Source organism: Nonomuraea helvata (assembly GCF_039535785.1).
GTDB classification, from domain to species: Bacteria; Actinomycetota; Actinomycetes; order Streptosporangiales; family Streptosporangiaceae; genus Nonomuraea; species Nonomuraea helvata.
Genome location: NZ_BAAAXV010000009.1, coordinates 1639615 through 1662450, shown reverse-complemented (window position 1 = coordinate 1662450; position 22836 = coordinate 1639615). Strand labels below are relative to the sequence as shown.

At 68.7% G+C, this 22836-nt stretch carries 29 protein-coding genes and 2 pseudogenes; 14 read left to right on the top strand and 17 right to left on the bottom strand.

The annotated features are described in order from the left end of the window. Positions 1-99: 99 nt before the first annotated feature. Entirely contained in the window at positions 100-372 is a 273-nt protein-coding gene (locus ABD830_RS40870; RefSeq protein ID WP_344999512.1) for a hypothetical protein, read from the top strand. On the opposite strand, the gene ABD830_RS40865 is transcribed toward ABD830_RS40870, so the two are convergent. Continuing rightward, entirely contained in the window at positions 352-1005 is a 654-nt protein-coding gene (locus ABD830_RS40865) for a nucleotidyltransferase family protein (protein ID WP_344999509.1), read from the bottom strand. The two genes, ABD830_RS40870 and ABD830_RS40865, sit on opposite strands and share 21 nt — an antisense overlap. A 208-nt stretch (positions 1006-1213) precedes the next feature. Continuing rightward, positions 1214-1981: a hypothetical protein gene (locus ABD830_RS40860; RefSeq protein WP_344999507.1), complete on the bottom strand. Its 768-nt coding sequence runs from the start codon at positions 1979-1981 to the stop codon at positions 1214-1216. A 217-nt stretch (positions 1982-2198) separates the two neighbouring features. Between ABD830_RS40860 and ABD830_RS40855 the strand changes: the two genes are divergently transcribed. Next, positions 2199-2981, top strand: coding sequence for a L,D-transpeptidase (locus tag ABD830_RS40855; protein WP_344999505.1), 783 nt, complete (start codon positions 2199-2201; stop codon positions 2979-2981). Between the two features lie 116 nt (positions 2982-3097). Here ABD830_RS40855 and ABD830_RS40850 read toward each other — a convergent pair whose 3' ends face one another. Together ABD830_RS40850 and ABD830_RS40845 are read right to left on the bottom strand one after the other, a co-directional pair. Continuing rightward, a complete protein-coding gene (locus tag ABD830_RS40850) occupies positions 3098-3748 on the bottom strand; it encodes a class I SAM-dependent methyltransferase (RefSeq protein ID WP_344999503.1) in 651 nt (216 codons plus the stop codon). A gap of 62 nt (positions 3749-3810) precedes the next feature. Next, positions 3811-4584, bottom strand: coding sequence for a phosphotransferase (locus tag ABD830_RS40845; protein WP_344999501.1), 774 nt, complete (start codon positions 4582-4584; stop codon positions 3811-3813). A gap of 80 nt (positions 4585-4664) precedes the next feature. On the opposite strand from ABD830_RS40845, the gene ABD830_RS40840 reads away from it, so the two are divergent. Further along, entirely contained in the window at positions 4665-5648 is a 984-nt protein-coding gene (locus ABD830_RS40840) for a BtrH N-terminal domain-containing protein (protein WP_344999499.1), read from the top strand. Between the two features lie 21 nt (positions 5649-5669). On the opposite strand, the gene ABD830_RS40835 is transcribed toward ABD830_RS40840, so the two are convergent. From ABD830_RS40835 to ABD830_RS40820, 4 genes are all read right to left on the bottom strand, one after another. Continuing rightward, complete coding sequence (locus ABD830_RS40835; RefSeq protein WP_344999497.1) at positions 5670-6308, bottom strand: class I SAM-dependent DNA methyltransferase; 639 nt, start codon at positions 6306-6308, stop codon at positions 5670-5672. Between the two features lie 401 nt (positions 6309-6709). Beyond that, positions 6710-7483 (bottom strand): M23 family metallopeptidase, encoded by a 774-nt coding sequence (locus ABD830_RS40830; protein WP_344999495.1) that lies wholly within the window; start codon positions 7481-7483, stop codon positions 6710-6712. A 415-nt stretch (positions 7484-7898) separates the two neighbouring features. After that, positions 7899-9230: a hypothetical protein gene (locus tag ABD830_RS40825; protein ID WP_344999493.1), complete on the bottom strand. Its 1332-nt coding sequence runs from the start codon at positions 9228-9230 to the stop codon at positions 7899-7901. A gap of 86 nt (positions 9231-9316) precedes the next feature. Continuing rightward, positions 9317-9685, bottom strand: a complete 369-nt coding sequence (locus tag ABD830_RS40820) for a hypothetical protein (RefSeq protein WP_344999491.1) — start codon at positions 9683-9685, stop codon at positions 9317-9319. Between the two features lie 408 nt (positions 9686-10093). Between ABD830_RS40820 and ABD830_RS40815 the strand changes: the two genes are divergently transcribed. Next, complete coding sequence (locus ABD830_RS40815) at positions 10094-10291, top strand: family 16 glycosylhydrolase (RefSeq protein WP_378521124.1); 198 nt, start codon at positions 10094-10096, stop codon at positions 10289-10291. Positions 10292-10548: 257 nt separating this feature from the next. Here ABD830_RS40815 and ABD830_RS40810 read toward each other — a convergent pair whose 3' ends face one another. Beyond that, positions 10549-11418: a hypothetical protein gene (locus ABD830_RS40810; RefSeq protein ID WP_344999489.1), complete on the bottom strand. Its 870-nt coding sequence runs from the start codon at positions 11416-11418 to the stop codon at positions 10549-10551. A gap of 293 nt (positions 11419-11711) precedes the next feature. On the opposite strand from ABD830_RS40810, the gene ABD830_RS40805 reads away from it, so the two are divergent. Further along, the gene (locus ABD830_RS40805) at positions 11712-12143 is read left to right on the top strand and encodes a protein-tyrosine phosphatase family protein (RefSeq protein ID WP_344999487.1); all 432 of its coding nucleotides are present in this window, start codon (positions 11712-11714) and stop codon (positions 12141-12143) included. A gap of 10 nt (positions 12144-12153) precedes the next feature. On the opposite strand, the gene ABD830_RS40800 is transcribed toward ABD830_RS40805, so the two are convergent. The 3 genes from ABD830_RS40800 to ABD830_RS40790 form a co-directional block, all read right to left on the bottom strand. Next, positions 12154-13491 carry a hypothetical protein gene (locus ABD830_RS40800; protein WP_344999485.1) on the bottom strand — a complete coding sequence of 446 codons (1338 nt, stop codon included), beginning with the start codon at positions 13489-13491 and terminating at the stop codon, positions 12154-12156. Between the two features lie 81 nt (positions 13492-13572). Beyond that, the gene (locus ABD830_RS40795) at positions 13573-13968 is read right to left on the bottom strand and encodes a hypothetical protein (protein WP_344999483.1); all 396 of its coding nucleotides are present in this window, start codon (positions 13966-13968) and stop codon (positions 13573-13575) included. A gap of 2 nt (positions 13969-13970) precedes the next feature. Then, positions 13971-14357: a hypothetical protein gene (locus tag ABD830_RS40790; RefSeq protein ID WP_344999481.1), complete on the bottom strand. Its 387-nt coding sequence runs from the start codon at positions 14355-14357 to the stop codon at positions 13971-13973. An 83-nt stretch (positions 14358-14440) separates the two neighbouring features. Between ABD830_RS40790 and ABD830_RS40785 the strand changes: the two genes are divergently transcribed. The 3 genes from ABD830_RS40785 to ABD830_RS40775 all read left to right on the top strand — a co-directional run bounded on the left by ABD830_RS40785 (position 14441) and on the right by ABD830_RS40775 (position 17076). After that, positions 14441-15241: an alpha/beta fold hydrolase gene (locus ABD830_RS40785; RefSeq protein WP_344999479.1), complete on the top strand. Its 801-nt coding sequence runs from the start codon at positions 14441-14443 to the stop codon at positions 15239-15241. Positions 15242-15304: 63 nt separating this feature from the next. After that, positions 15305-16447 carry a sensor histidine kinase gene (locus ABD830_RS40780; protein ID WP_344999477.1) on the top strand — a complete coding sequence of 381 codons (1143 nt, stop codon included), beginning with the start codon at positions 15305-15307 and terminating at the stop codon, positions 16445-16447. Then, the gene (locus ABD830_RS40775) at positions 16438-17076 is read left to right on the top strand and encodes a response regulator (RefSeq protein WP_344999475.1); all 639 of its coding nucleotides are present in this window, start codon (positions 16438-16440) and stop codon (positions 17074-17076) included. Before ABD830_RS40780 ends, ABD830_RS40775 begins: the two co-directional genes overlap by 10 nt. On the opposite strand, the gene ABD830_RS40770 is transcribed toward ABD830_RS40775, so the two are convergent. Then, a complete protein-coding gene (locus tag ABD830_RS40770; RefSeq protein ID WP_344999473.1) occupies positions 17069-17500 on the bottom strand; it encodes a VOC family protein in 432 nt (143 codons plus the stop codon). The two genes, ABD830_RS40775 and ABD830_RS40770, sit on opposite strands and share 8 nt — an antisense overlap. 30 nt (positions 17501-17530) lie before the next feature. Here ABD830_RS40770 and ABD830_RS40765 point away from each other — a divergent pair, with 30 nt between their 5' ends. The 5 genes and pseudogenes from ABD830_RS40765 to ABD830_RS54475 form a co-directional block, all read left to right on the top strand. After that, positions 17531-18325 (top strand): MBL fold metallo-hydrolase, encoded by a 795-nt coding sequence (locus ABD830_RS40765; RefSeq protein ID WP_344999471.1) that lies wholly within the window; start codon positions 17531-17533, stop codon positions 18323-18325. Positions 18326-18360: 35 nt separating this feature from the next. After that, positions 18361-18933, top strand: a complete 573-nt coding sequence (locus ABD830_RS40760) for a PadR family transcriptional regulator (protein ID WP_344999469.1) — start codon at positions 18361-18363, stop codon at positions 18931-18933. A 112-nt stretch (positions 18934-19045) separates the two neighbouring features. Further along, positions 19046-19429 carry an SgcJ/EcaC family oxidoreductase gene (locus ABD830_RS40755; RefSeq protein WP_344999467.1) on the top strand — a complete coding sequence of 128 codons (384 nt, stop codon included), beginning with the start codon at positions 19046-19048 and terminating at the stop codon, positions 19427-19429. After that, complete coding sequence (locus ABD830_RS40750; RefSeq protein WP_344999464.1) at positions 19426-19761, top strand: hypothetical protein; 336 nt, start codon at positions 19426-19428, stop codon at positions 19759-19761. Before ABD830_RS40755 ends, ABD830_RS40750 begins: the two co-directional genes overlap by 4 nt. A gap of 15 nt (positions 19762-19776) precedes the next feature. Continuing rightward, positions 19777-19941, top strand: a pseudogene (locus ABD830_RS54475) (GNAT family N-acetyltransferase); the annotation flags it as partial. A 68-nt stretch (positions 19942-20009) separates the two neighbouring features. On the opposite strand, the gene ABD830_RS40745 reads toward ABD830_RS54475, so the two are convergent. Next, entirely contained in the window at positions 20010-20132 is a 123-nt protein-coding gene (locus ABD830_RS40745) for a hypothetical protein (RefSeq protein ID WP_344999462.1), read from the bottom strand. Positions 20133-20188: 56 nt separating this feature from the next. Between ABD830_RS40745 and ABD830_RS40740 the strand changes: the two are divergent. Continuing rightward, positions 20189-20413, top strand: a pseudogene (locus ABD830_RS40740) (GNAT family N-acetyltransferase); the annotation flags it as partial. On the opposite strand, the gene ABD830_RS40735 reads toward ABD830_RS40740, so the two are convergent. From ABD830_RS40735 to ABD830_RS40725, 3 genes are read right to left on the bottom strand one after another with little or no spacing between them, the layout of a single operon-like run. After that, entirely contained in the window at positions 20400-20783 is a 384-nt protein-coding gene (locus ABD830_RS40735; RefSeq protein WP_344999460.1) for a Rieske (2Fe-2S) protein, read from the bottom strand. The pseudogene ABD830_RS40740 and the gene ABD830_RS40735 sit on opposite strands and share 14 nt — an antisense overlap. Positions 20784-20829: 46 nt before the next feature. Further along, a complete protein-coding gene (locus ABD830_RS40730) occupies positions 20830-22134 on the bottom strand; it encodes a sensor histidine kinase (RefSeq protein ID WP_344999458.1) in 1305 nt (434 codons plus the stop codon). Continuing rightward, positions 22131-22802 (bottom strand): response regulator transcription factor, encoded by a 672-nt coding sequence (locus ABD830_RS40725; RefSeq protein WP_344999456.1) that lies wholly within the window; start codon positions 22800-22802, stop codon positions 22131-22133. The genes ABD830_RS40730 and ABD830_RS40725 overlap by 4 nt, the downstream gene beginning before the upstream one ends. Positions 22803-22836 lie beyond the last annotated feature (34 nt).

Below are 22836 nucleotides of genomic sequence, written 5' to 3'. Positions count from 1 at the left end.
TATCCCCGATGGGGTCTTTCTTGTGCGGGCGTCAGGGAGATTGTGTTCTACCGCGAGGAAAATCTCTGTGCATGACGGCAATGAAGTAAAGGTGCGTACATGATGGTGCTTTTTGGTGGCAGTGGTTCTGGTAGGCACCAGATCATCGAAGATGCCGGTCAAGCCCATGCACAGGGCCGACGTGTCTTCGTCGCCCGGCTCAGTGCCTCTACAGACAAGGCATCGCACGGCAGGAGCCTGCCTGAGATCGCAGATCTCGTGGAGGCGATCGAGGCGTACGGCTGGCGCCTGGACCAGATGGCCACCAGTGTTATGTCAAACGGCCTCGGCTACTACGACAACATCACATGCCTATTTCGCCGTACCGAGTGAATCGGGTGCAGGGGTGGCGTCGTTGTAGATCTTGCCTGAGGTCGGCGTTCCCGCGAGGCGATCTTGAATCATCCTCTGCCGTTCCGCTGGAAGGCGGCGCGCCTTCATTGCCGTCTGCAGAAGATCGGAATCGAATCCGTGGGCGCCCATGTGGTCGAGGAGAGGTTCGTAGCGATCAGGTCGATCTCGTAGGACCTCCGTGGCCAACCGGAGTTCCAGTCGGACCACAGGGACGCGATGAGAGCCGCAGGTGACCACGACATAGTGCTGCCACGGGCCAGGGCCGGCGCATTCCCACCCGTCCGAGTCGACTTGCCACTCGACGGTGCTGATCTCTACCTTCACGCCGTTGACCTCGTACCTGGCGAAGTACTGCAAACTCTCTGGGATCCAGGATGCCGGATAAAGGCAAGGAAACGATGAGAGGGCCGCGGCGAACGTGTCCACGTCCTCTCGCCGGGCCACCAAGAGGTCGATGTCCCCGGCCGGGAGATGAACACCCTGCAGAAGAGCGGCGCTGGTGCCACCCATCCGATAATCGAGGTCGGCGTCCGCGGCTCTCAGGGCCGTAAGTGCCGTGTCCAACGCCGTTGTGACGTCCGTCAGTCGCAAGGATGGTTCGCCGTCGCCCATGAGGGCCAGAGTATCGATCACGTCGTGCGAACGGTCAGCCCGTTTCGATGACGAATTTCCGCGAACGGCGTTGAACGGCGAGGTTGGCGCCGTACAAGGTGACGAACGGCTGCTCGCTGATCCGCCGCGCATGCTCGTCCGGGGCCGAGAGACGGCGAAGGCCCCGGATCGCGTTGATCCGGGGCCTCCGTCGTTCGGGTGTCGTGTGTCAGCCAGTGACCGGGATCTCGGTCTTCACCGGCGTCGGCGTGGGCGCGGGCTTGGGCTTGTCCTGCGTCTCCGGCACGTTCTCTTCCCACGTGACCCACTCGTGGGTCACCGTACCGATTTCACCCACACTGGGCTGGGTGGGGGTCGGCGTGCTGCTCGACGTCGGCGTCGGCGTCGGGGTGGGGGTCCGCGGGGGAGTGGGGGTCGCCGTGGGCGTGGCGGTGGGCGTGGAAGTCGGCGTCACCGTGGGCGTGGGCGTCGCGGTGGGCGTCACCGTGGGCGTGGGCGTCGCGGTGGGCTTGGGCGTCTCGGTGGGCGTCGGCGTCGGCGTAGGCGTCACCGGGGGCGTAGGCGTAGGCGTAGGCGTGGGCTTGGGCGGCGTGTGGCCGCACTTGACCGTGAACACCTTCTGCTTGGACTGGCCATGCTTCCCCGAGGAGGTCCAGAACAGCTTGTACTGCCCGCCCGGCAGGGTGATGTCGGCGGTACGGCCATGCCCGTTCCTGTCGAGGACGATGGCGCCGCTCTTGACGACGGGCCCGTTCGGCCAGGACCTGATCTCCCACGTCACCTGCTGGTCCCTGTCGAAGCCGGACCCGACCAGATAGAACGTGCAGCAGACCTGCGGTTCGTCCCTCGGGTCGTACTCCCGCGTCGTCCAGTTGTGGACCTTGACAGTGCCGTTGTTGCCGGGCGGCGTCTGGACGGCTGCCGCCGGGGCCGCGCCGGAGATGGCGAGCGCCGCGACCGCTGCCACCGCGAGCATGAGTGTCGCTGTGACCCAGCGACGGACTGAAGAGAGCCTGGGGGGTAACACGACTGCACCTCGGATGTTATGAGAGAACTGGAGCCTCACGAGGCTCATCTGTGTAAAAATGACACACCTGCTGGCCAAAGATCTTCAAACGTTCCAAAACGTTATAGAACTGGCCAGACGGTTACGCGTTTGTACCGTATGTGTCATAGAACCTCAGGAGCCGATCGTGCCCCTCGATGCCCCCCGCCGATTCATCGGTTCCGCACTCGTCGCCGTGGGCCTCGTCGCCTCGACCCACACCGCGGCGGTCGCGTCGCCCGTCACTCTCGCCGCCGATGCCTCGGTCACGGTGGCCGCACTCCCCAGTTCCACCACGTTCACGCAGTTGAGTGGCCTGCCGCAGGACACCGACACGTACGGCAAGCTGAGCGGCGTCGTGGTCCACCCCGGACGCACGGTGGCCGTTTATGCCCAGGCCGGCGGCAAGCCCGTGGCCACCCTTCCGGCGACGCAGCTCGGCAGCCAGACCTGGGTCCCGGTGGTGGAGGCGCGCAAGGGCTGGTACCGCGTGCTCCTGCCCAGCAAGCCCAACCACGTGACCGGCTGGGTCAAGGCCGCGGGCCTGAAGAAGGCGCGCAGCCGCTACCGCGCCATCGTGAGTCTGGGCACCAAGAAGCTGACCGTGATGAACGCGAGCAAGAAGGTCGGCACCTGGTCGGTGGCCGTCGGCGGCCCCGAGACGCCCACTCCGGTGGGCAGGACCTTCCTGCTGGCCCTGATGTCGCCGAAGGACAAGGCCGCCTACAGCCCGCTGATCATGCCTCTCGGCACGCACTCGACCACACTCGACACCTTCGGCGGCGGTCCCGGTACGGTCGCATTCCACGGCTGGCCGGACCCGAAGGTGTTCGGCCAGGCGATCACGCACGGCTGCATCAGGGTGCCTGCTCCCGCGCTCAAGGTGCTGGCGAAGCTGCCTCTGGGGACTCCGGTTCTGGTCACTCCTTGAGGGTTCTGGTCACTCCCTGAGGACGAGAGCGGCGGCCGATCGGTCCCGGCACATGCATCGGCGCGAGCTCGTGCATGTGCCGGCGAAGAGACGACGGCCGTGTCGACGAAGGCGGGTCAAGCTGCGGGCTTGTCGTAGACCAGCGAGTACCGCCAGAAAAGGCGACGCCGTATCCTCGCCCCCGGCAGCGTGGCCGCCGCCTCGACGCGGATTTCGTCGAGTGTTTCACGCGCCGCGGCGGTCGGCGCGGTCATCTGCACCGGCAGGGATCGCGCGGGGGCCGGATGCTTGATGAGGCCCATGACCGGGTTGGCGACGAGCGCGGCGGTCGAGATCAGGAAGTCGCCCGGGCTCGCCTCCCGGTAGCACCCGATGACGACGAGACGGCCGCCGGGAGAGAGGCACTCGCGCAGTTCGCGCAGTGTCTCCGACAGTGGGAGATGGTGAAGGACCGCCACGAGGGTGATCGCGTCCCACCGGCGGTTGCGGTCGCGTTGCCCGAAGCCCGCCTCCTCGATCACGACCGTGTCGGTGCCCGCGAAACGGGCCGCCGCGATGCGCGCCGTGGGCGGGTCCGGCTCGAGGCCGGTGACGGACACGGCCCGGAGCCGGAGGCGGTCGATCAGGTTGCCCGTGCCGCATCCGACGTCGAGGACGTGGCGCGCGCCGCTGGAAGCGACCTGTCCGGCGATCCAGCGCCGGTAGAAGTCGTTGTGACTCCACGGGTGCCGGGCGTTGAAGCGGCTGAGACGCGAGAGGAGATCCACCCCGACACGGTAGACGAGGCTGAGATCAGGGAAAGGGTCTCGCGTCTGGCGGGCTGAGCCGGCTACTCGAACAGGTGGCGGTTGGCCCGGCTCCAGGCGAGCTTCTGGCCCGCTTGTTCCAGGAAGCCGTCGGCGACCCAGTGGACCTGAGGCTGGTGTCCGGTGTCCGCCAGCCGGCGGACCTGCTCGATGACGTCCTGTTGAACGTCGATGACCGCATCGATCAGACCCGCGGTGGACGCGAGGCCGTAGGCGGCGGCGAACAGCTCCAGGCGATGGCGCCGATCGGGCGGCGCGGGGTAGCGCAGCCAGCGTACGCATTCGGCATTGTCGCGGAACGGCGCGACGTACTCCAGCGCGTACGCGATGTCGTGCAGCCGAGGCCTGGGCCGGGCGTAGTCCCAGTCCAGGATGCCGACGGGGCGTTCGCCGCGCCAGACGGTGTTCCACGGGCCGAAGTCCCCGTGGCAGATCACCTCGTCATCGCGTGGCTCTGCCTCCCCGCTGGACCATCGGAGCCCCTCGGGCGGCCGGAAGCCGGCGACCGCGTCGTGATAGTCGCGCAGCAGGCGGGCAAAGGACGTCAGACCTGAGTCGTCGACCACCTTGGCCCAGCTCTGAGGGCCGGATTCGCCGTCCAGGTAGGTGAGGATCTCACGGCCCTCCTGATCGACCCCCAGCACGCGCGGCGAGTACGGGAAACCGACCTCCTCCAGATGCTGGAGCAGCGCATGGACGGCCGGTGTCCACGGGTGCATGGGTCTGCGAACGGTGTCGCCCAGGCGTATCACCCGGCGATGCGCAGAATCCTGCAGGATCTCCTCATCCGCTGCCATGTGCTCAGAGCTTACGGTTGGACTCTCCCACTGTGGGAGGCTCCATGCTCCTCCCAGGCGTCACCAGAGGAGAGCGACGTATGACCATCGTGAAGGACATCGAGGCCCGCGGCATGCACCACTGCGAGACGACGGCGCTGGGCGTGCTGTTGCGGCACGAGGGGCTTGAGCTGTCCGAGCCCATGCTGTTCGGGCTGGGCTCGGGCCTGTCCTTCATCTACTGGGACAGCAAGGGCATGGCGTTCCCCTTCCTCGGAGGCCGCGTCAAGCCCTTCGACCTCACCAGGAACCTGGCCGCCAGGCTGGGGCTGACGTTGATGACCCAGGAGACCACCTCACCGCGCAAGGCGTGGGAGAACGTGGCCGCCCCCATCGACGCAGGTCGGCCGGTCGGTCTCCAGCTCGACTGCTACCACCTGGACTATTTCCGCTCCAAGGTGCACTTCGGCGGTCATGTCGTCGCCATGTACGGCTACGACGAGCACGACGTCTACCTGGTGGACACCGACCAGCAGGGAGGAGCGGTGCGCACCAGCCGGGCCGGCCTCGCCATGGCGCGGGCCGAACGCGGCCCGATGACCGCCAGGCACCGATCGTTCACCATCACCCTGCCGGCTCACCCGCTTTCCTGGCAGGACCAGATCATCCCCGCCATCAAGGACTGCGCCGATGCCTTTCTCGCCGCTCCCATCGCGAACCTGGGCCACCGCGGCATCGAGAAAGCCGGCAAACAGGTGCCCGGATGGCTGCTACGCGCCGGCGAGCCGCAGCAGGACCTGCCGCAGGCCGCCCTCCTCATGGAGAAGGGCGGCACCGGCGGCGCCCTGTTCCGCGCCCTCTATCGCGACTTCCTCGACGAGTGCACCCGGCTGATCGACGACGGCAACCTCCGCACTGGCCACCGGCTGTACACGGAGGCCGCCGCCCTGTGGACGGACGTGTCCACCTTGATCGCGAAGGCTGGAGAGAGCGGCGACGCAGGGTACCTCGAGCAGGCCGGCGTCATCCTCCACGATCTCTCACGCATCGAGAGGGACGCCATGCAGGTGCTGAGCCAGTTGTAGCTCAACGGGAGTACGCCGGATCTACTGTCGGCGCATCAGCAGATGGCCCCGGCGGAACCGCTCATCCTCATAAGGCTCGCGCAGCATTCGCCCCACTTCGACGAACCCTGCCTTGCCCGCCAGTTCGGCGAGGTCGTCGATCGGCCATCGGTAGGCCGGCGTCACCTTGTGATCGAACTCCAGTACCGGCCCACCCTCGGACTCGAAGAAGCCGAGCAGGAGGTAACCGCCTGGAGCCAGCACCCGGTGGAACTCGGCGAAATACGGCGGCAGCTCCTGTGGCGGGATGTGGATCACGGAGTACCAGGACACGAGGCCGCCCAGCTCGCCGTCCGCCAGGTCGAGGGCGTCCATCGAACCGACCTCGAAGCGCAGATCGGGATAGGCCTCACGGGCGAGGTCGATCATCACAGCGGACAGGTCGACGCCGAAGGCGTCCAGCCCGAGGCCCCGCAGGTGCGCCGTCATGTATCCGGGGCCGCATCCGGCCTCGACCACGGGTCGGGGACCGGCAGCCCGTACGAGCTCGGCGAACGCGGCGATCAGCGCGCGATCCAGGGTCAGGCGGTCGAGACTGTCTCGGACGAACTCGGCATAGATCGGGGCGACAGCATCGTAAGCGTCCGCCGTCGCCGTCAGATAGGGGGAGGATTCGGCCATGGCGGCTGACTGTAGTTCATGACGGCCGGCCCACGTGCCTTCAGTCCGGTCGGTATGAAACTTTCGGGTTCTTGAGAGCGTTTTCCCACGCCCGCAGTGGCTTCCCGCCCCGGCCCGGCTGGCCGCATTCTGGGCGGCCATCCTGGACGGGACGGCAGTGGATCGCGATCCCGGGTGGTCTTCGGCCGATTTCCAGGTGATGGCCGATCCGGAAGGCAACGAGTTCTGCTTCGTCTCCCCCTGAATCAAGGCAGCCGGCGCCCACGTGCCCGGCGGCGGTCGCCGCGGTAGGGGAAGGGCGAGACGAACATATCGCCATTGTTCGTCGGCACCGACGAATGTGCTCGGCCGTTGAGTAGCGCTTCCGCGCCTCCCTCAACGGCCGAGCATCGAATGATTCACTAACTGCAGTGTTCGAAGCCGCTGGTGTACGAGCTGCTGCCGACCGAGCCGCCCCACTTGACGCACTGCCCGGCCGCGTCACGCTTGACCGGCCCCGCGTAGTAGTCGTAGCTGCCCGAGTCGGTCGTCCTGCTCTCCCCTTCCGGCTCGAGGAAGGCCGACACCGGCGACGCCGAGCCGAGGCTCGTGGACTTCAGCGTCACGACGCAGTTGTAGCCGTTGCCGGAGTTGTAGAGCAGGTAGGCGCGACCACCGGTGAGGGCTGCCGAGTCGATGATCGAGTAGCCGCTGCCGCAGACGCCCTCAGGGGTGTAGGGGTTGCCGCTGCAGGCGTTGGTGCTCTTGATGGCCGTCTTCTGGCCCAAGGACACGGTCACGCCCTCCACGGTCGGGCTGGTGTCGACCGTACCGGCGGAGTTGCGCTGTTCGTAGTGCAGATGCGGGGCGTTCGAGCCGCCGGTCGAGCCGACCGTTCCGATCGCGGTGCCCTGGCTGACGGTCATCGAGCCGCCGGCCGCCCGCACCATGGTCGCGAGGTGGGCGTAGCGGGTCCTGGTGCCGTCGCTGTGCCGGATCTCGATCCACTTGCCGTAGCTCGTGTTGCCCAAGTCGTAGAAGTACGCGGTGCCCGCCGCGGTGGCGCGGACGGTCTCGCCGTCGATGTCGTCGCCCCCGTAGTCCTGCCAGTCGATGGCACCCGACGGGCTGTGGTCGGGGAGCCAGTTGTTGGCATAGAACGTCTTGCCGCAGTTGAAGGGGCTCTTGTGAGACACAGCCAGGACGCTGGCATCCTGCGCTGAGGCCGCCTGGGGGATCAGTGCCGCCGCGAAAGTGACCAGCAGGGCAGTGATCGTGGTTCGGAGGGTCTTAGGCCAGGTCGGCCTGCCGATTGTGGGCATGCTCACCTCTCTGAAGGTGCGTATGGGGGGATACGCGTTCCTCGATGTCGATGAGCTCGTGGCGAGGCGGCATCGTGATCAATGTGGGTGGGGGAAGGCCGTCGTCAGGAGCGTTTCGACATCTCGCCGCCCAAGAGATTGGACGGGTCGATCATGAACATAGCCCTGAAGGTTCTCTTCATCAATCTCTATGAATGTGAAATTTTGTGGCTATCGTGCGCGGCGTCCATCCCCCGGCGGCACGCTCGCGAGCGCCTGACGGCCGTCGCGAGCGTGCCGGGTTCACCCGCTATTGAGCGGCGCCCATCTCGACGCTCTGGCTCAGCGCGTCCTGGAAATACCGGCCGCCCTCGAAGCGGGCCCGCCAATGGCCGGCCGCCGGCTCGGTGACGGTGCCGGAGAAGGCGTAGCCGGTTCCGTCCCAGACGGCAGGACGGGTGGCCCGGGGGGCCCAGGTGGTTCCGTCGGCGGAGAATTCGATGATCGCCTGCGGGTCGCCCGGGGTTGCGGCGCCGGTGAAGGCGAGGTGGCCCGACACCGCGATCTCAGCCGCCTGCCGTACCGCTGTGAAGTCAGCGAAGGAGGCGGGGTGGGCGACGGTGAACGCGACGGTGGTGGTCACGTTCGCCCTGAAGGGATCTTCGCTGTAGTAAGCGACGTTGACGGCCCCTGTGGTGTACGGCACGAACTTCAGGCTGTAGCGGCCTTCGGCGTCGGTGGTGACGGACCGGGGCGTGTCGTTGGTGTTCTCGACCCAGACGTTGAGCGTGGTGTCGGCGAGCGGCCGCCACCCTGCGAGCGAGCGCCACCTGGCCAGGCCGGACACGGTGAGCGGGTCTCCGGCGTTGACGCGGGCAGGGTCCACGTTGACCTGCACCTCGGTGGCCGACTCCGTGGCCTTGACGATCAGCTTGTCGGAAGTGCCCCTGAGATAGTAGGGGTGGTCGTTGCTGTAGGGGTAGGTCGCGATGAACTCAGCGCCCATCTTGAGGGTGAGCGAGTGCCGGAACCTGCCGTTGGCGTCGGTGGTGAGGTCGGCGTGCTCGAAGCCGGCGTACCCGCCCTGCTTGTTGAGGTAGTTGATGCTCAGCGAGATGGGGAAGCCTTGCCCGAGCGGTTTCCGCGCGCCGGTGCCGGGCCAGATGCCATAGGCGCGGCCCCTGACGGTGACGTTGCGGTGGGCGTAGTCGATGGTGGTACGGCTGGGAACGAGCGGGTCGAAGACGGTCCGCACCATGTAGATGAGCTGGCCGGTGCGTTCGGCGGTGATGTGGGTGCCTTGGGTGTCGGTGGCCTCCACGTCGATGCGGTAGGAGCCGAGTTCGGTGAGCTGGACACGGGACCGGGTGGTCCAGATGCCGCTGGTGGGGGTGCCCGAGGTGAGGTCGAAGTCGTCGACGGTGGCCAGTTTCTCGCCGGCGGCGGAGACGACATGGGCCTTCAGCGTGGCGATCGGCTGCTCGGAGGTGGTGGACACGCGGATTCTGCCGAGGTCGTCATTGTCGCTGCCGGACCAGTTGATCGTGATCGTGCCCAGAGATCTGGCTGCCGCGGGATGTGAGCCGGCGATGAGCGTCAGGCCTGTGAGCACGCCGGCTAAAGCGGCGATGATGCGTCGCATGATGTTCTCCCCGTGATTGTTGTGGGCCCCTGCTGATGATGTTCAAGCTTTCCGGCATTGTCGGCAAGAGGAAAAGGGCGGCGTCATCAGAACGTTTTCCACAGCGCCTCGGCGGCCATGGCGACCAGCAGCACGCCCACCGATACGACGCCGACCACCAGAAATGGAGCATGTTTGGCGTCTGTGCTCCGGAACATCGCATATTCCTGCACGAATCTGGAGCAGACCGTGATGCAGCCGACGGCGGCCGTCACGACCACGCCGGCGGTGCTCGTCCCCCCGAGCATGTCGGCGAACACGAAGAAATAGAGAAGCTCGAAGACGACGAGCGTGACCGCCGTCACCGGCCCCCATTCCCGCCATACCGTCCTGCGCTGCGCGCGCTCCGCCCCGGCCGGGTACGCCATACGTCGCCGCTGCCGCCCGGTCAGGCGCCGCAGCATTTCCGGAGCCACGGAACCGAATCTGCCTGCCTGCCGCCGGGCGCTTTTCCGCAGCTGTCGCTCGCTGGTTCTGCTCGTGCCCATAATCACCTTTCCCCCGGGGCTCGTGCTAACCAGGAAACGAATTCGCTGATAGCCGAGTTCCGCTGTAGACGCGGCGAATTCACTCCCGGGTCGGTGCGTGGACTGATCAGGTGCCGCGTACCGAGGGATGGGAGCCGTCATGGGACATGTGCTGGTGACCGGAGCGACCGGCGGGATCGGGGTGGCGCTGGTCGGCGCGCTGGTGGAGGCCGGGGTATGACGTGACCGCCGTGGGACGCGGTGCCGGGCGGCTGGGTGCTGAGCGCACCCGCCGACGCCTACCCTTGCGAGCTGTCCGTACTGCCGTCCCCGCGCTGAGCCCGCCCGGTCAGAGGGCTGATCATCATCTGGCCTGCCTTCTGGATGCTCGGCGACGACATCGGGTCGGTCCAGTGGCCCAACAGCGGCGAGATCGACATCATGGAGACCATCGGCCGCGAGCCCAGCACCGTTCACGGCACCATCCACGGCCCCGGTTGCTCCGGCTCCGGAGGCATCGACGGCAAGTGCCTCAAGCGGTGGACGCGCGCCTGACACTCCGCCGTTCACCGTCAAGCTGAAGGGCTCCTTCCGGTGGGAAGGAGCCCTTCAAGCCGCGGCAACGAGCCGGCGGCGGGGCGGCGCGGCGCAGGTGTGGACGCGGTGGAGGCAGCGCGAGACCCGGGCACTGCGAGGGAGAGGAACAGTGATTCGGGTCATCGCACCGCCTGATGACGTGCCCGGCGGAGCCGTCCCAGGGATCAGACGGAGCAGCCGGACTCGGCACCGCGGCCCCGGCGGGGCACCGCTTCTTAGCCCTTGCTCCAGATCGCCGCGATGGTGTCGCCGTTGGTGTCCAGGATCTCGGGCTTGTATCCCAGGGCCTTCATCTCGGTGGCCTTGAGCGTGTACGTCACGCGGGACAGCTTCAGGTATTCCTTCAGGCCGGTCGCGTTGCCCTTGCTCCACACGGTGGTGTAGAGGTTGCCGGGCTCGATGGACATGAGAACGGGCTGCAGGCCCTGCTTCGTCTTGGCCAGCAGCTCCTGGCCGCGCTGCTCAACGGTCTGGCCGGTGGTCACCTGGACGGTGCCCGCGACGCCCCCGACGACCCAGACGGCCGCGTAGAGGGGCTTCTCGGCCGTGCCGTACACGTCCAGCGAGGACAGGGTGTAACCGGCGGCGGCGAGCTTGGTGTTGAGGGTGACGAAGGCGCCCTTGGTCAGGTCGAGCTTCGACTGGATCTTCTCGGTGGTCTTCTCGAAGACCGCGGCGAAGATGGCGCCCGGGCCCGAACCGGTGCCCGAGATGAGGGTCGGCACGTAGCCGAGCTTCATCTGGTCAGTGATGCGCTGCTGCAGGTTGGTCGCCGAAAGGCCCTGCAGGACGTTCACCTTGCGAGTGGTGTCCTTGACCCAAACGGACGTGTACTGCGGGTTGGCCGCGTTGGTCACGCTCAACACCTCGGGCACGTAGCCGGTGTTCAGCATCTCCTTGACCTTCTGCAGCCAATCGGTGGCGCCGAGAGCCGGAAGGGAGAGCCAGTCCAATGGGCTGTTCTGGACGGTCGTCGTGGTTGTCGTGGTGCGCTGATCGGCGATCGCTGGGGACGCGAGAGCCAGCATGGGAGCGGCGGCCGCCGCCACTGCAGTCGTGAGGGCGACGATCCTCGGGGTCCGCATGATCCTCCTAGGTAAGGGTTGTCCCAATCCCGGACGAGGAGTGACCATAACAAAGGATGAGGGAGAGTTCACCATCAGTCACCATAATTACCACAAATAACGTCAGAAAGCTGGAGGCCCAGGAGTCAACTTCAGCCCCAAGGCGAGGCCTCATCATGTTTGCCCAGGTCTGGTCCAGCGGGGTCGGACCGCGTACTGCTCCCGGGGTTGACCGAGATCATCAAGGGGTCGCGTCAATCAGCGGAAAGCTGAAGGGCGAAGTCCGCCCCGACGGCGGCGGCTAGGCTCTCATCATGATCGCGACCTGGGAGCCCACAGCGTCAGGCGTGCTGCGCCTGCCCTCAGGCAGGCTCATCCGCGGCCGGGGCCTGAGACATCCACTTCCGGAGGGCCCGCGCCCGGCGTTCGCTCTCTACCTGCTCGGCCGCCGCCCCGAGTCCGTCGACTGGGAGCACCGGTGGGTGCGCTGGCCCGACTTCTGGCTGCCGTCCGACCGGGAGGCGAGCGCCGACGCGTTGCGTGAGGCATGGGCGCGCGCCGAGTCCGAGCGCGTCGAGGTCGCCTGCGGCGGCGGTCGCGGACGCACCGGCACGGCGCTGGCCTGCCTGGCCGTGATCGACGGGGTGCCCAACGACCAGGCCGTCGCCTACGTACGCGAGCACTACTCGGCACACGCCGTCGAGACCCCCTGGCAGCGCCGCTTCGTGGCCCGCTTCCAGGGATAGCGGCACCGGCTCAGCCCACGTTGAGCGGCTCTCGCGCGGTCTCGGCCTGCTCTCGGGGCGACGACGAGCGGGCGCCGAGAGTCAGCCCCACGGTCAGGCAGATCAGCGGGATCGCCGGGATCACGTACCGCACGTCATAGGCGGCCAGGAACGGCGGGGAGACGACCAGCGCGAGCGCCGCCACGCCGGGCAGCAGCGCGTCCCACCGGCGCCGCAGCAGCGCCCCCGCCAGGGCGCCGACCAGGGCCAGCATGAGCAGCGGGAACGGCACATAACCGAACCGCTGGTACGCGCGCAGCCACCCCGCGAACGGCTCGACCACCCGCGTGGCGGCCGGCCCGGCCTCGTACGACTCCGCCACCCCCCGCACCGACCCGCTCAGCGGCCGCTCCGCGGTGGGCAGCTTGTACGGCGTCTTCTCGTCCACGGCCGTACGCTCCCAGCGCAGCAACTGTGTGAGATCGGTCGCGACCGCCCCGAGATACTCGCCCGGCTGCGCGAGGATGGCCTGCCTGGCGAACTCCCCGGCGAGCTGGTTGCGATTGCTCGTCCCCGGCACCTTGAGCAGCGGCGAGAAGCTCTCCCACAGCCAGTGCGGCGGGTACGGGCGCTGCGCCACCGGCATGTCCGGACAGAGCACGGCCAGCCGCTCCGGCGGCTTGATCACTGAGCAGTCGGCGAAGGACATGGTCCTGGACCACAGGAAGTTCCCGTCCGCCTCGGTCAGCGCGAACTTCCCCTTCTCCACCTTCATCCAGGTGGCGTACGCGCCCAGGGGGATCGCGCCGGCCACCAGCAGCGCCACGAGCGGGCGCCAGCCGTACCTCCTGATCAGCAGGTACGCGGCCGTCAGGATCAGCAGCGGCAGGCCGACGGTCCTGGTGATCCCGGCCAGGCCCAGCAGCACGCCGCCGACGGCGGCCGTGGCGGGGGTGACGCGCCGGACGATGAGCAGCATCGCGACCGTGACCAGCACGATGAAGACCGCGTCCGCCATGATCATGTGCTCGAGCAGGATCAGGAACTCGTCGTACAGCAGTGGGGTGACCAGCAGAGCGGCGCCCCAGCCGGGCAGGCCGCGCCGCCTCAGCAGGGCGTACACCGCCACGGCGAGCCCGAGCATGAGCAGGTGCTGCAGGACGGTCACCAGCGTGAGGCTGTGCGCGGGGCGGAGCAGTGCGAGGAGCAGCGAGTATCCGGACGGTCTGGTGGTGCCGGGCGTCAGGTCCTCGCGCAGGAAGGCGAACGAGTCGCCGTAGAAGAGGATCGACGGCGGGAATCCGAGCACGGCGAGCATTCGCAGCCCGACCGCGGGCAGCATGGCGATGACCAGGGCGCGATGAGCCAAGGTGGATCTGCTTCCTCGTGTGTCCGGGCCCCCACAATAGTGGGTGTTCCGGACACTGACCGGCCGAGACTTCCGTGCGGGTCAGTTCTGCTCGGGGAGCAGGTCGACGGGGATCGCCGGGTCGAGGATGCGCAGGATGTCGGGGCGGTCGGTCAGGACCGGCCATCGGGTGGCCCGCGCGCATAAAATCACGTGGCCGGCGGTGATGTCGGGCGACCCGTCGAGGATCTCCGCGATGTCGGGCACCTTTCCGGCGGTGAGTTCGTCGACCTGCACGGCCGGGCTGCTGATCAGATCGAAGAGCTCGGCTTTCGTCGCGAGCGGGACGATCGAATAGACGAGCGTCAGCGCGGTGGCCGGAATGCACAGCCCGCCGCCCCGGTAAAGGCAGAGCGCCGCGATGCTGCGGGAATGGTTCGTCTTGGCGACCGCTATGTCGACGAGCGCCCCCACATCGAGAACCCGCCCAGGAAGCATGGTCAATCCTCTTGATTCCGATGCAGGCCGAGCCCGAGCATCACTTCATCCGAAATCCGGTCCACCTGCAGCGCGTCGGCCGCCCGGTCCAGGTCTTCGCACTGCAGGTTCCAACGCTGGATCAGGATGGTCGCATGCGTCATGTTGGCGACTTCACGCTCCACGGCGGCGCGAATCACGTCGGAAATCATACGGCCATCGGAGCGTGCTTTCTGATGAACCGCATCAAGTGTCGCCTTGTCTAAATTTACGATGATTGATGTTGTTTCATCTGATTGATCCCCCCGGGAAAGCCGAGGAGCCGACATTGGCCACGACGGCGGAGCGGGGGTGTCGGGGGCTTTGTCGTTGTCCGCGGAATTCCGCCGTGATGGAATGGGCATCGCCATACGCACGACGGTAGTCCTGTAACGCCGCCGCCGATAGTCACCCAGCGAGATCGGATGGTCATAAGGGCCTCCTGAGGAGTCATATGCACCGCGTCACGGCGAAAGACGGCACGTCCATCGCATACGAACGCCTCGGCGACGGCCCGGCGATCATCCTGGTCGGCGGCGCCACGGTCGACCGCTCCGGCAACGCGCAGCTCGCGCAGGAGCTGTCGGGCAGGTTCACCGTCTACAACTACGACCGGCGCGGCCGGGGCGACAGCGGCGACACGCTCCCGTACGCGGTCGAGCGCGAGATCGAGGACATCGCCGCGCTCATCGCCGAGGCGGGCGGGGCCGCGCACCTGTTCGGGGCCTCGTCGGGTGGCGCGCTGGCGCTCGAGGCCGCGGCCGCCGGGCTCCCGATCGCCAAGCTGGCCGTGTACGAGGTGCCGTACAACCTGGCCCCCGACGGGCGGGAGCGCTGGCGCGAATACGTCGGTCGGCTCCACGAGCTGCTGGCCGAGGGCCGCAGGGGAGACGCGTTCGCGCTGTTCATGGCGACGGCGGGCGCCACCGAGGAGATGGTGGAGCAGGCCCGCAACTCCCCGGCGTGGCCGGGGCTCGAGTCCGTCGCGCACACCCTCGCCTACGACGCCGCCTGCCTGGGCGACGGCCGGCCGCCCGCCGATCGCCTGGTGGGGATCGCCTGCCCGACGCTGGTGGCCACCGGCGGGGCCAGCGCGGACTCGTTCGTGGGCGGGGGAGGCGACTTCTTCGACCGGGCCGCGGACGCGATCGCCGCCTTCGTCCCCGGCGCCGTGCGCGAGATCATCGAGGGCCAGACGCACATGGTCGACCCGAAGGCGCTGGCCCCAGTGCTCACCCGCTTCCTCGGACGATGACCGCCCGTACGAGGTAGACCCAGCACTACTGCCCGGCCTCTCCCCGGTGGATACGGTCGGAAGGTGCTCAACCGGACCGCGCTGGAGGCGCTCACGCGGCGGCCGCTGCCCTTCCTGGGCTCGGCCTGGCCCTGGCGCTCCGCGGCGTACCTGCTGGCCAGTGCCGTTCCGGGCGTGGCCGTCGGGGTCGCGGCGTTCGCGACGATCCCGCTGGGCTGGGTCGGGGCGCCGGTCGTGCTGGCGCTGAGCCTCCCCTTCGTCGCCTGGTTCGAGCGGCGGAGGCTGCGCCTCGTCGACGGCGTTCCGCTGCCCGAGGTGCCGGACAGGCGTCGGCGGGAGGCGGGGCTGGCCGTCTTCACGGTGCTCGCGCTGTGGTGGATCGACCTGATCATGCTGGCGTTCACGGTCGGCGGGCCGGTGATCCTGATCCTCTCGCCGGTCGTGCAGCCGCTGGCCGACTCGGTCGCCGTCGTGGCCTCGGTGGGCGGCGTGCTGCTGCTGCCCGTCGCCGCGTACACGATCACCGCCTGGGGCGGCGCGCGAGGCGTGATGGTACGGGCGATGCTCGCGCCGCAGGGAGCCGAGCTGAGCGAGGTGCTGCGGTCACGGGCGCGGCTGGTGGACGCGTTCGAGGTGGAGCGCCGCAGGATCGAGCGGGACCTGCACGACGGCGCGCAGCAGCGGCTGGTCTCCCTGTCGATGACGCTCGGCCTGGCCAGGCTGGACCTGCCGGACGACTCTCCCACGGGCCGGCTGATCGAGCGCGCCCACGACGAGGCCAAGCAGGCGCTGGCCGAGCTGCGCGAGCTGATCAGAGGCGTGCATTCGCAGGTGCTCACCGACCGCGGGCTGGGCGCGGCGGTCCGCGACGTGGCGGGGCGCTCGCCCGTACCCGTGGATGTGGCCGTCGAGCTCGACGGCCGGTTGCCCGCGCCCGTGGAGGTCACCGCGTACTACGTGGTCAGCGAGGCGCTGGCGAACCTGGCCAAGCACAGCCGGGCCACCAGCGGCGCCGTCACGGCGCGGGTGGAGCGCGGCACGCTGGTCGTCGAGGTGCGCGACGACGGCACGGGCGGCGCCGACCCGGCCAAGGGGACGGGGCTGACCGGCCTGGCCGACCGGCTGGCCGTGGTGGGCGGGAGACTGTCCCTGTCCAGCCCGGTCGGAGGGCCGACGTTGATACGAGTGGAGATCCCGTGCGCGTAGTGATCGCGGAGGACGCCGTACTGCTGCGGGAGGGCCTGGTCGGCCTGCTCGAACGGTTCGGCCACACCGTGGCCGCCTCGGTCGGTGACGCGCCCGCCCTGCTCGCCGCCGTCGCCGAGCACCGCCCCGACGCCGTGGTGACCGACGTGCGGATGCCGCCCGGCTTCTCCGACGAGGGGCTGCGGGCCGCGCTGGAGCTGCGCGAACGCCACCCGGAGCTGGCCGTGCTGGTGCTCAGCCAGTACGTCGAGCAGACGTACGCGGCCGAGCTGCTGGAGTCCGGCGCCGGCGCCGGCATCGGCTACCTGCTGAAAGACCGCATAGGCGACGTGCGCGAGTTCGTGGAGGCGCTCGACCGGGTGGCCGCCGGCGGCACGGTGGTGGACCCGGAGGTGGTCCGCCAGCTCCTGAGGCGGCGGCGCGACCCGCTGGCCAGGCTCACCCCGCGCGAACAGCAGGTGCTCGGCCTGATCGCCGAGGGGCGGACGAACGCGTCGATCGCCAAGGAGCTGTTCGTCACCGAGGCGGCCGTGGCCAAGCACATCGCGAACATCTTCGCCAAGCTCGACCTGCCGCCCGAGTCCGACGGGCACAGGAGGGTCCTGGCGGTGCTGGCCTACCTCAGGTGATGCAGAGCTCGTTGCCCTCGGGGTCGGCGATGGTCACCCACCAGTTGGGCCCCTGGCGGCCGCGGTGCAGCACGGTCGCGCCCTTGGCGGTGAGCCGCTCGACCACGGGGTCGATGTTGTCGGCGCCCACCCGGATGTCGAGGTGCACGCGGTTCTTGACCGTCTTGGGCTCGGGCACGAGCTGGAACAGCACGCGCGGCGCGCGCTCGAGGCCGTCGGGATGCCTGATGGCCGTGCCGGACTTCCAGACCAGCGCGCCGTTGTGGCGGGTCGTGTCATCGTCGGTGGCGTAGCCCTTCTCGATCATCCCGCGGATGAACGCCTCGTCCTGGGGCTCCACCTTCCAACCGAGCGCGTCGGCCCACCAGTCCGCCAGCCGGTGAGGGTCGCTCGTGTCGATCACGACCTGGAAGTCATATGCCATGGTCCAATCCTAAAAGTAGGCTTCCTTGGCATGAACGAGCAGTGGCTTGAGGTCGGCGACCGGATCTATGTCCGGCGCCATGAGTCGTTCGACATGAACGTGGGTCTGGTCGTGGGCGACGGGCACTGCCTGGTGCTCGACACGCGTGCCTCGCACAGGGAGGCGGCGGACCTGATCGAGGCGGTCAGGAGGATCACCATCAGCCCGTGGACGGTCGTCAACAGCCACTCCCATTTCGACCACTACTTCGGCAACGCGCTCTTCGGCCCCGCCGAGATCTGGGGCCACGTCAGGTGCGCCGAGGAGATCGAGCAGTACGGCGAGCAGAGCCGCGCCGGGATGATCAAGAGGCAGCCCGAGCGGCGTGAGGAGTACGAGGAGGTCGCGATCGTCCCGCCGGACCACACGTTCACGGCCGCGGCCAGCCTCGACATCGGCGGTCGCATCGTGCACCTGCGGCATTTCGGGCTTGGCCACAGCAGCAACGACATCGTCGTGCACGTTCCCGACGCGGGGGTGGTGTTCGCCGGTGACCTGGTGGAGGAGGGGGCGCCGCCGGCGTTCAGCGACTCGTACCCGCTCGACTGGCCGGCCACGATGGCGGCGATGCTGGACGAGCTGCCCGAGCAGGTGATCGTGCCCGGGCACGGCGCGGTGGTGGACCGCGCGTTCGCGCAGGCGCAGCGCGAGGAGCTCGTCCTCGTGGCCGAGCTGGCCAGGCGGGCGCACGTGGAGGGCCTGCGTGACCTGATCAAGCTCTTCCCCTATCCGGAGGACGTGACCAGGGAGGCGATCGACAGGGCCTTCCTGCAGCTCGACGCCTGAGCTATATTGCAAAGTGCAATATAGAAGGAGGCATCATGGCGCAACGCCAGAGCTTGGTCGGCCTGACCGTGCTGGCCCTGCTCACTGTGCGCCCCAGCCACCCGTACGAGCTGCACCGGTTCATGATCGACACGCACAAGGACTACATCACCGGCCTGCCGCGCAGCCTCTACCACGCGGTCGAGCGGCTGGCCAAGGACGAGCTGATCGTGCCCGCCAAGACCGACCGCGAGGGCCGGAGGCCGGAGCGCACGGTCTACGAGATCACCGACGAGGGCCGTAAGGAGCTGGCCACCCGGCTGCGCCGGCTCCTGGAGAAGCCCGACCCCGACCGGCGCGCCTTCGTCGCGGCGGTCTCGCTCATGGGCTGCCTGCCCCTGGCAGAGGCGCAGCGGGCGCTGCGCGGCCGGGCAGCCTCCATCGAGGGCGTCCTCGCCGGGATGGAGGCCCACATGAGAGCCATCGCCGACAGCGGCCTGCCCGAGATCCTCATGCTGGAGGTGGAGTGCGAGCAGGCGCTCTACACAGCCGAGCTCGACTGGGTCAGGAGGCTGATCGACCGGCTCGACAGAGGCGAGCTCGACTGGAAGACCACGGTCGAGCCGTGAAAGAGGCCGCCGGGGTGCGCCAACACCCCGACGGCCCGACATCCGAACAAGGCGCCTGCCTTGCCCGAACTCGCATTCACAGGATAGGCGCCGCGACACAGGGAGCTGTGCCATGTCCACAGAGAAAGAGATCCTTCACCTGCTCGCGCGCATCGGAGAGACCTGGAACGCCGGCGACTCCGAGGGTTACGCCGGCCTCTTCACCGAGGACGCCGACTACATCACGTTCTTCGGCCGGCACCTCAAGGGCCGGCAGGCCATCGAGGAGGCGCACCGCGGGCTGTTCAAGCTCGACATCAAGCTGGCGGGCGGAGGGCCGGAGCCGCTGATCAAGCCGCTCACCGACGACGTCGCCCTGGTGATCGTGGGCGGCACCTCGTCCGTGAACGGCGAGCCCGACCCCGGCCGCGAGTCCGCCATCACGCTGACCGCGCTGCGCACTCCTGAGGGTTGGCGTTTCGCCTCCTTCCACAACACCCGGGTGCACAAGCCATGAGCAGGCGGCTCATCACCGAGGTCGCCGGAGTGATCGCGGCCCCGGTCGAGGAGGTGTGGCCGGTGCTCGTACAGCGCGTCCCGAGCACGGAGCTGGGCGAGCACAGCCTGGCCTACCAGGGCGGCTGGTGGTACCGCGGAGAATGGTCGGTCACCGCCGACCCCGAGGGCACGCGCCTGGTCCACCGCGTCTACAACGTGGCGGGCAACCACTGGGCCGTCGCCCTGGGCAACCGGCTCTTCATCGGGTTCCGCGAGCGCACGCGCCGGGGGTTCGCCGAAGGTCTGGCCCACATCGGAACACAGTTGGGGTGCGCCACCAGGCTCGCCTAGGCTGCCGATCATGCAATGGGACCCCTGACCCGGGAGGGCGATCGGATCGCAGCCTTCGGCTGTCTCCCGGTCAGGCAGTCCGCCGACGGCGTTCACATGATGCACATCACGGGCGGCGTGCACCCGGCCCACCGCGGGCAAGGGCTCGGCAGGCACGTCATCGACTGGTGCGTCCGGACGGCGCCGGGGGTGAGCGAGAAGGCTTACCCCGGCGTCCCTCTGGAGCTCCAGCTCGACGTCCACGACGGTCAGCCGGGTCTCACCGCGCTGGTGGAGCAGGCCGGGTTCGCCCCCGTGCGCTCGTTCGCCCGCATGGAACGGAGCCTGATGGGCGACCTGCCCGCGCCCGGGTCGCCGGACGGCGTGTCCATCGCCACCTGGTCGCCCGAGCTGGACGACGGCGCCCGAGGCGCGGGCCGAGCGACAGGCGTGGATCCAGATCATCGCCACGTTGAAGGAGTGGCGCGGCAAGGGCGTGGCGAGCGCGCTGATCGGGCACGCCCTTGCCGCGTTCAAAGATCAGGGGTACGAGAGCACCGGGCTCGGCGTCGACGCCCACAACCCCACGGGAGCCGTCCGGGTGTACTCCCGTGCGGGCTTCGAGATCGCCAGGCGCAGCACGACCTACGCCCTGCGGATCAAGCGAGCCTGATCGCCCCCTTCGAGATCTTGATCTTCTTGGCGGCGAGCGGCCGCTTGGCGGGGCCGTTCACGACCTTGCCGGTCGTCGCGCTGAACCTGCTGCCGTGGCACGGGCAGTTGATCGTGCCCTTGCTGACGCTCGCCACCGTGCAGCCCTGGTGGGTGCAGATGGCGCTGAAACACTTGTAGACGCCCTTCTTGGGGTGGGTGATCACGTACTTGCCTTTGACGATCTTCCCGCCCCCGAGCGGGATGCTCTTCGTCGTGGCGAGGACGGGCTTCGCCGCCTCGGCCTCCGCCTCCGCGGGACGCGGCCACAGGAACACGACTCCTGCGCCCACGGCGCTCCCTCGGGTGATCAGTGCACGGCGTGTGAGCATGGTTGCCTCCTTCAACCATTCACACGTTTCCGGATCATCAACCGGTTCATGTCACTTTCAGGGGAAATTTCGCGACGAATCCGGAATTTGCGTACTCCAGCGTGCCCTCGTGCAGCAGGGCGATGTCCCGCGCGATCGGCAGCCCGAGCCCGGCGCCGCCCGCGTCCCTGGCCCGCGCCTCGTCGAGCCTGGTGAAGCGGGCGAACACCGCCTCCCGCTGCTCGGGCGGGATCCCGGGCCCGTCGTCCTGCACCTCCAGCACGGCCTGCCCCTCCTCGGCGCGTACGCGTACCCGCACGGTCGAGGCGGCGTGCCGTACCGCGTTGTCGGCCAGATTCGTCACCAGGCGGTCGAGATGGGCGCGCGAGCCGTTCATCACGACGTCCGGCTCGATGTCCAGCTCCACCCGCACGTCGGGGCGGCGCCGGGCCCGCAGGGACTCCTCGGCGGCCACCTGGCCCAGGTCCAGCTCGGCCGTGCGCAGCGGCTCGCCGGCGTCCAGCTTGGCCAGGATGAGCAGGTCGGCGGCCAGGGACTGCAGGCGTTCGACGTCGGCCAGCGCCTCCCGGGTGAGCTCACTGGGCGCGGCCAGCTCCAGGCGGGCGCGCAGGGTGGCGATGGGGCTGCGCAGCTCGTGCGCCGCGTCCGCGACGAAGCGCTTGTGCGTCTCCACCGCTGTCTCCAGGCGGTCGAGGGTGCCGTTCACGGTCGTGGCCAGCCCGGCAATTTCGTCCTTCGAGCCAGGCACGGGCACCCGCTGGTGCAGGTCGCGGGCAGTGATGTCGGCCACCTTGGCCCTGATGGCGGCCACGGGGGCGAGCGCGCGACCGACCGAGATCCAGGTCATCCCGGCCACCACGAGCAGCACGGCTGGCACGCCGGGCAGCAGCGCGCCGTACAGCGTCCGCAGCGCCTCCTCGGCGCCGTCCAGGGAGACCCGCGTCCAGACCGTGGCGGGCCCGGTCGCGGTGCTCACCTTGAGTCCGGCGACGGCGTACTTCTGCGGCTCCGCCCAATCGGCGGTCGAGGCCGCCTTGTCGACGGTCAGCAGCACGTCGGGGTCGACGAAGTTGGCCGCCGCGCCGTCGCTCAGCTGGATCACGCCGCCCGTCTTCGCGATCTGGATCGGCCCGGACTCTCCCGCGGTGGTGCGTTTGATCTCCATGGTCTCCGCGTACGGCGCCGCGGCCACGGCCTTCCTGGACGCCTCGGCATCGGCGTTGCGCTCCAGCGTGCTGCGCAGGACGGCCACCAGCGCGAGGGCCGCCAGGCCCAGGGCGAGGGCGACCACCAGGGTGGCGGCGACGGTCGCCTTCAAGCGCACTGAGGAGAGCACGGCCACCAGCTTCACGCCGCCTCCAACCGGTAGCCGGCCCCGCGGACCGTCATGAGCGTCGTTTTCCCGAAGGGCATGTCGATCTTGCGCCGCAGGGCGCTGATGTAGACCTCGACGATGTTCGGGTCACCGTCGTAGGAGAAGTCCCAGGCCTGGGCCAGCAGTTCGCTCTTGGAGACCACCTCACCGGGCCGCCGCGCGAGCGCGTGCAGCACCGCGAACTCCTTGGGCGTCAGCGCGATCTCCGCCTCGCCCCTGCGGCACTTCAGCGCGGCGGGGTCGACGACCAGGTCGCCCACGGTGATCGAGACGGGCCGCTCCCGCCCGCCCCGCCGCACCAGCGCCCGTAACCTGGCCAGCAGCACCACGTACGAGAACGGCTTGGCCAGGTAGTCGTCGGCCCCGTTGTCGAGCGCCTCGGCCTCGTCGTAGATGCCGTCCTTGGCCGTGAGCATCATGATCGGCGTCCAGTCGCCGGCCTCGCGCAGTCTGGAGCAGAGCGCGTACCCGTTCATCCTGGGCAGCATCACGTCCAGGACGATCACGTCGTACGTGTTCTCGGTGGCCATCCACAGGCCGTCGCGCCCGTCGTGGGCCACGTCCACCGCGAAGCCCTCGCCCGCCAGACCGCCCTTCACCAGGTCGGCCAGCCGCTCCTCGTCCTCCACCAGTAGCACTCGCACACCGACCAGCGTGCCTCAGGCCACCTAAAGCCAA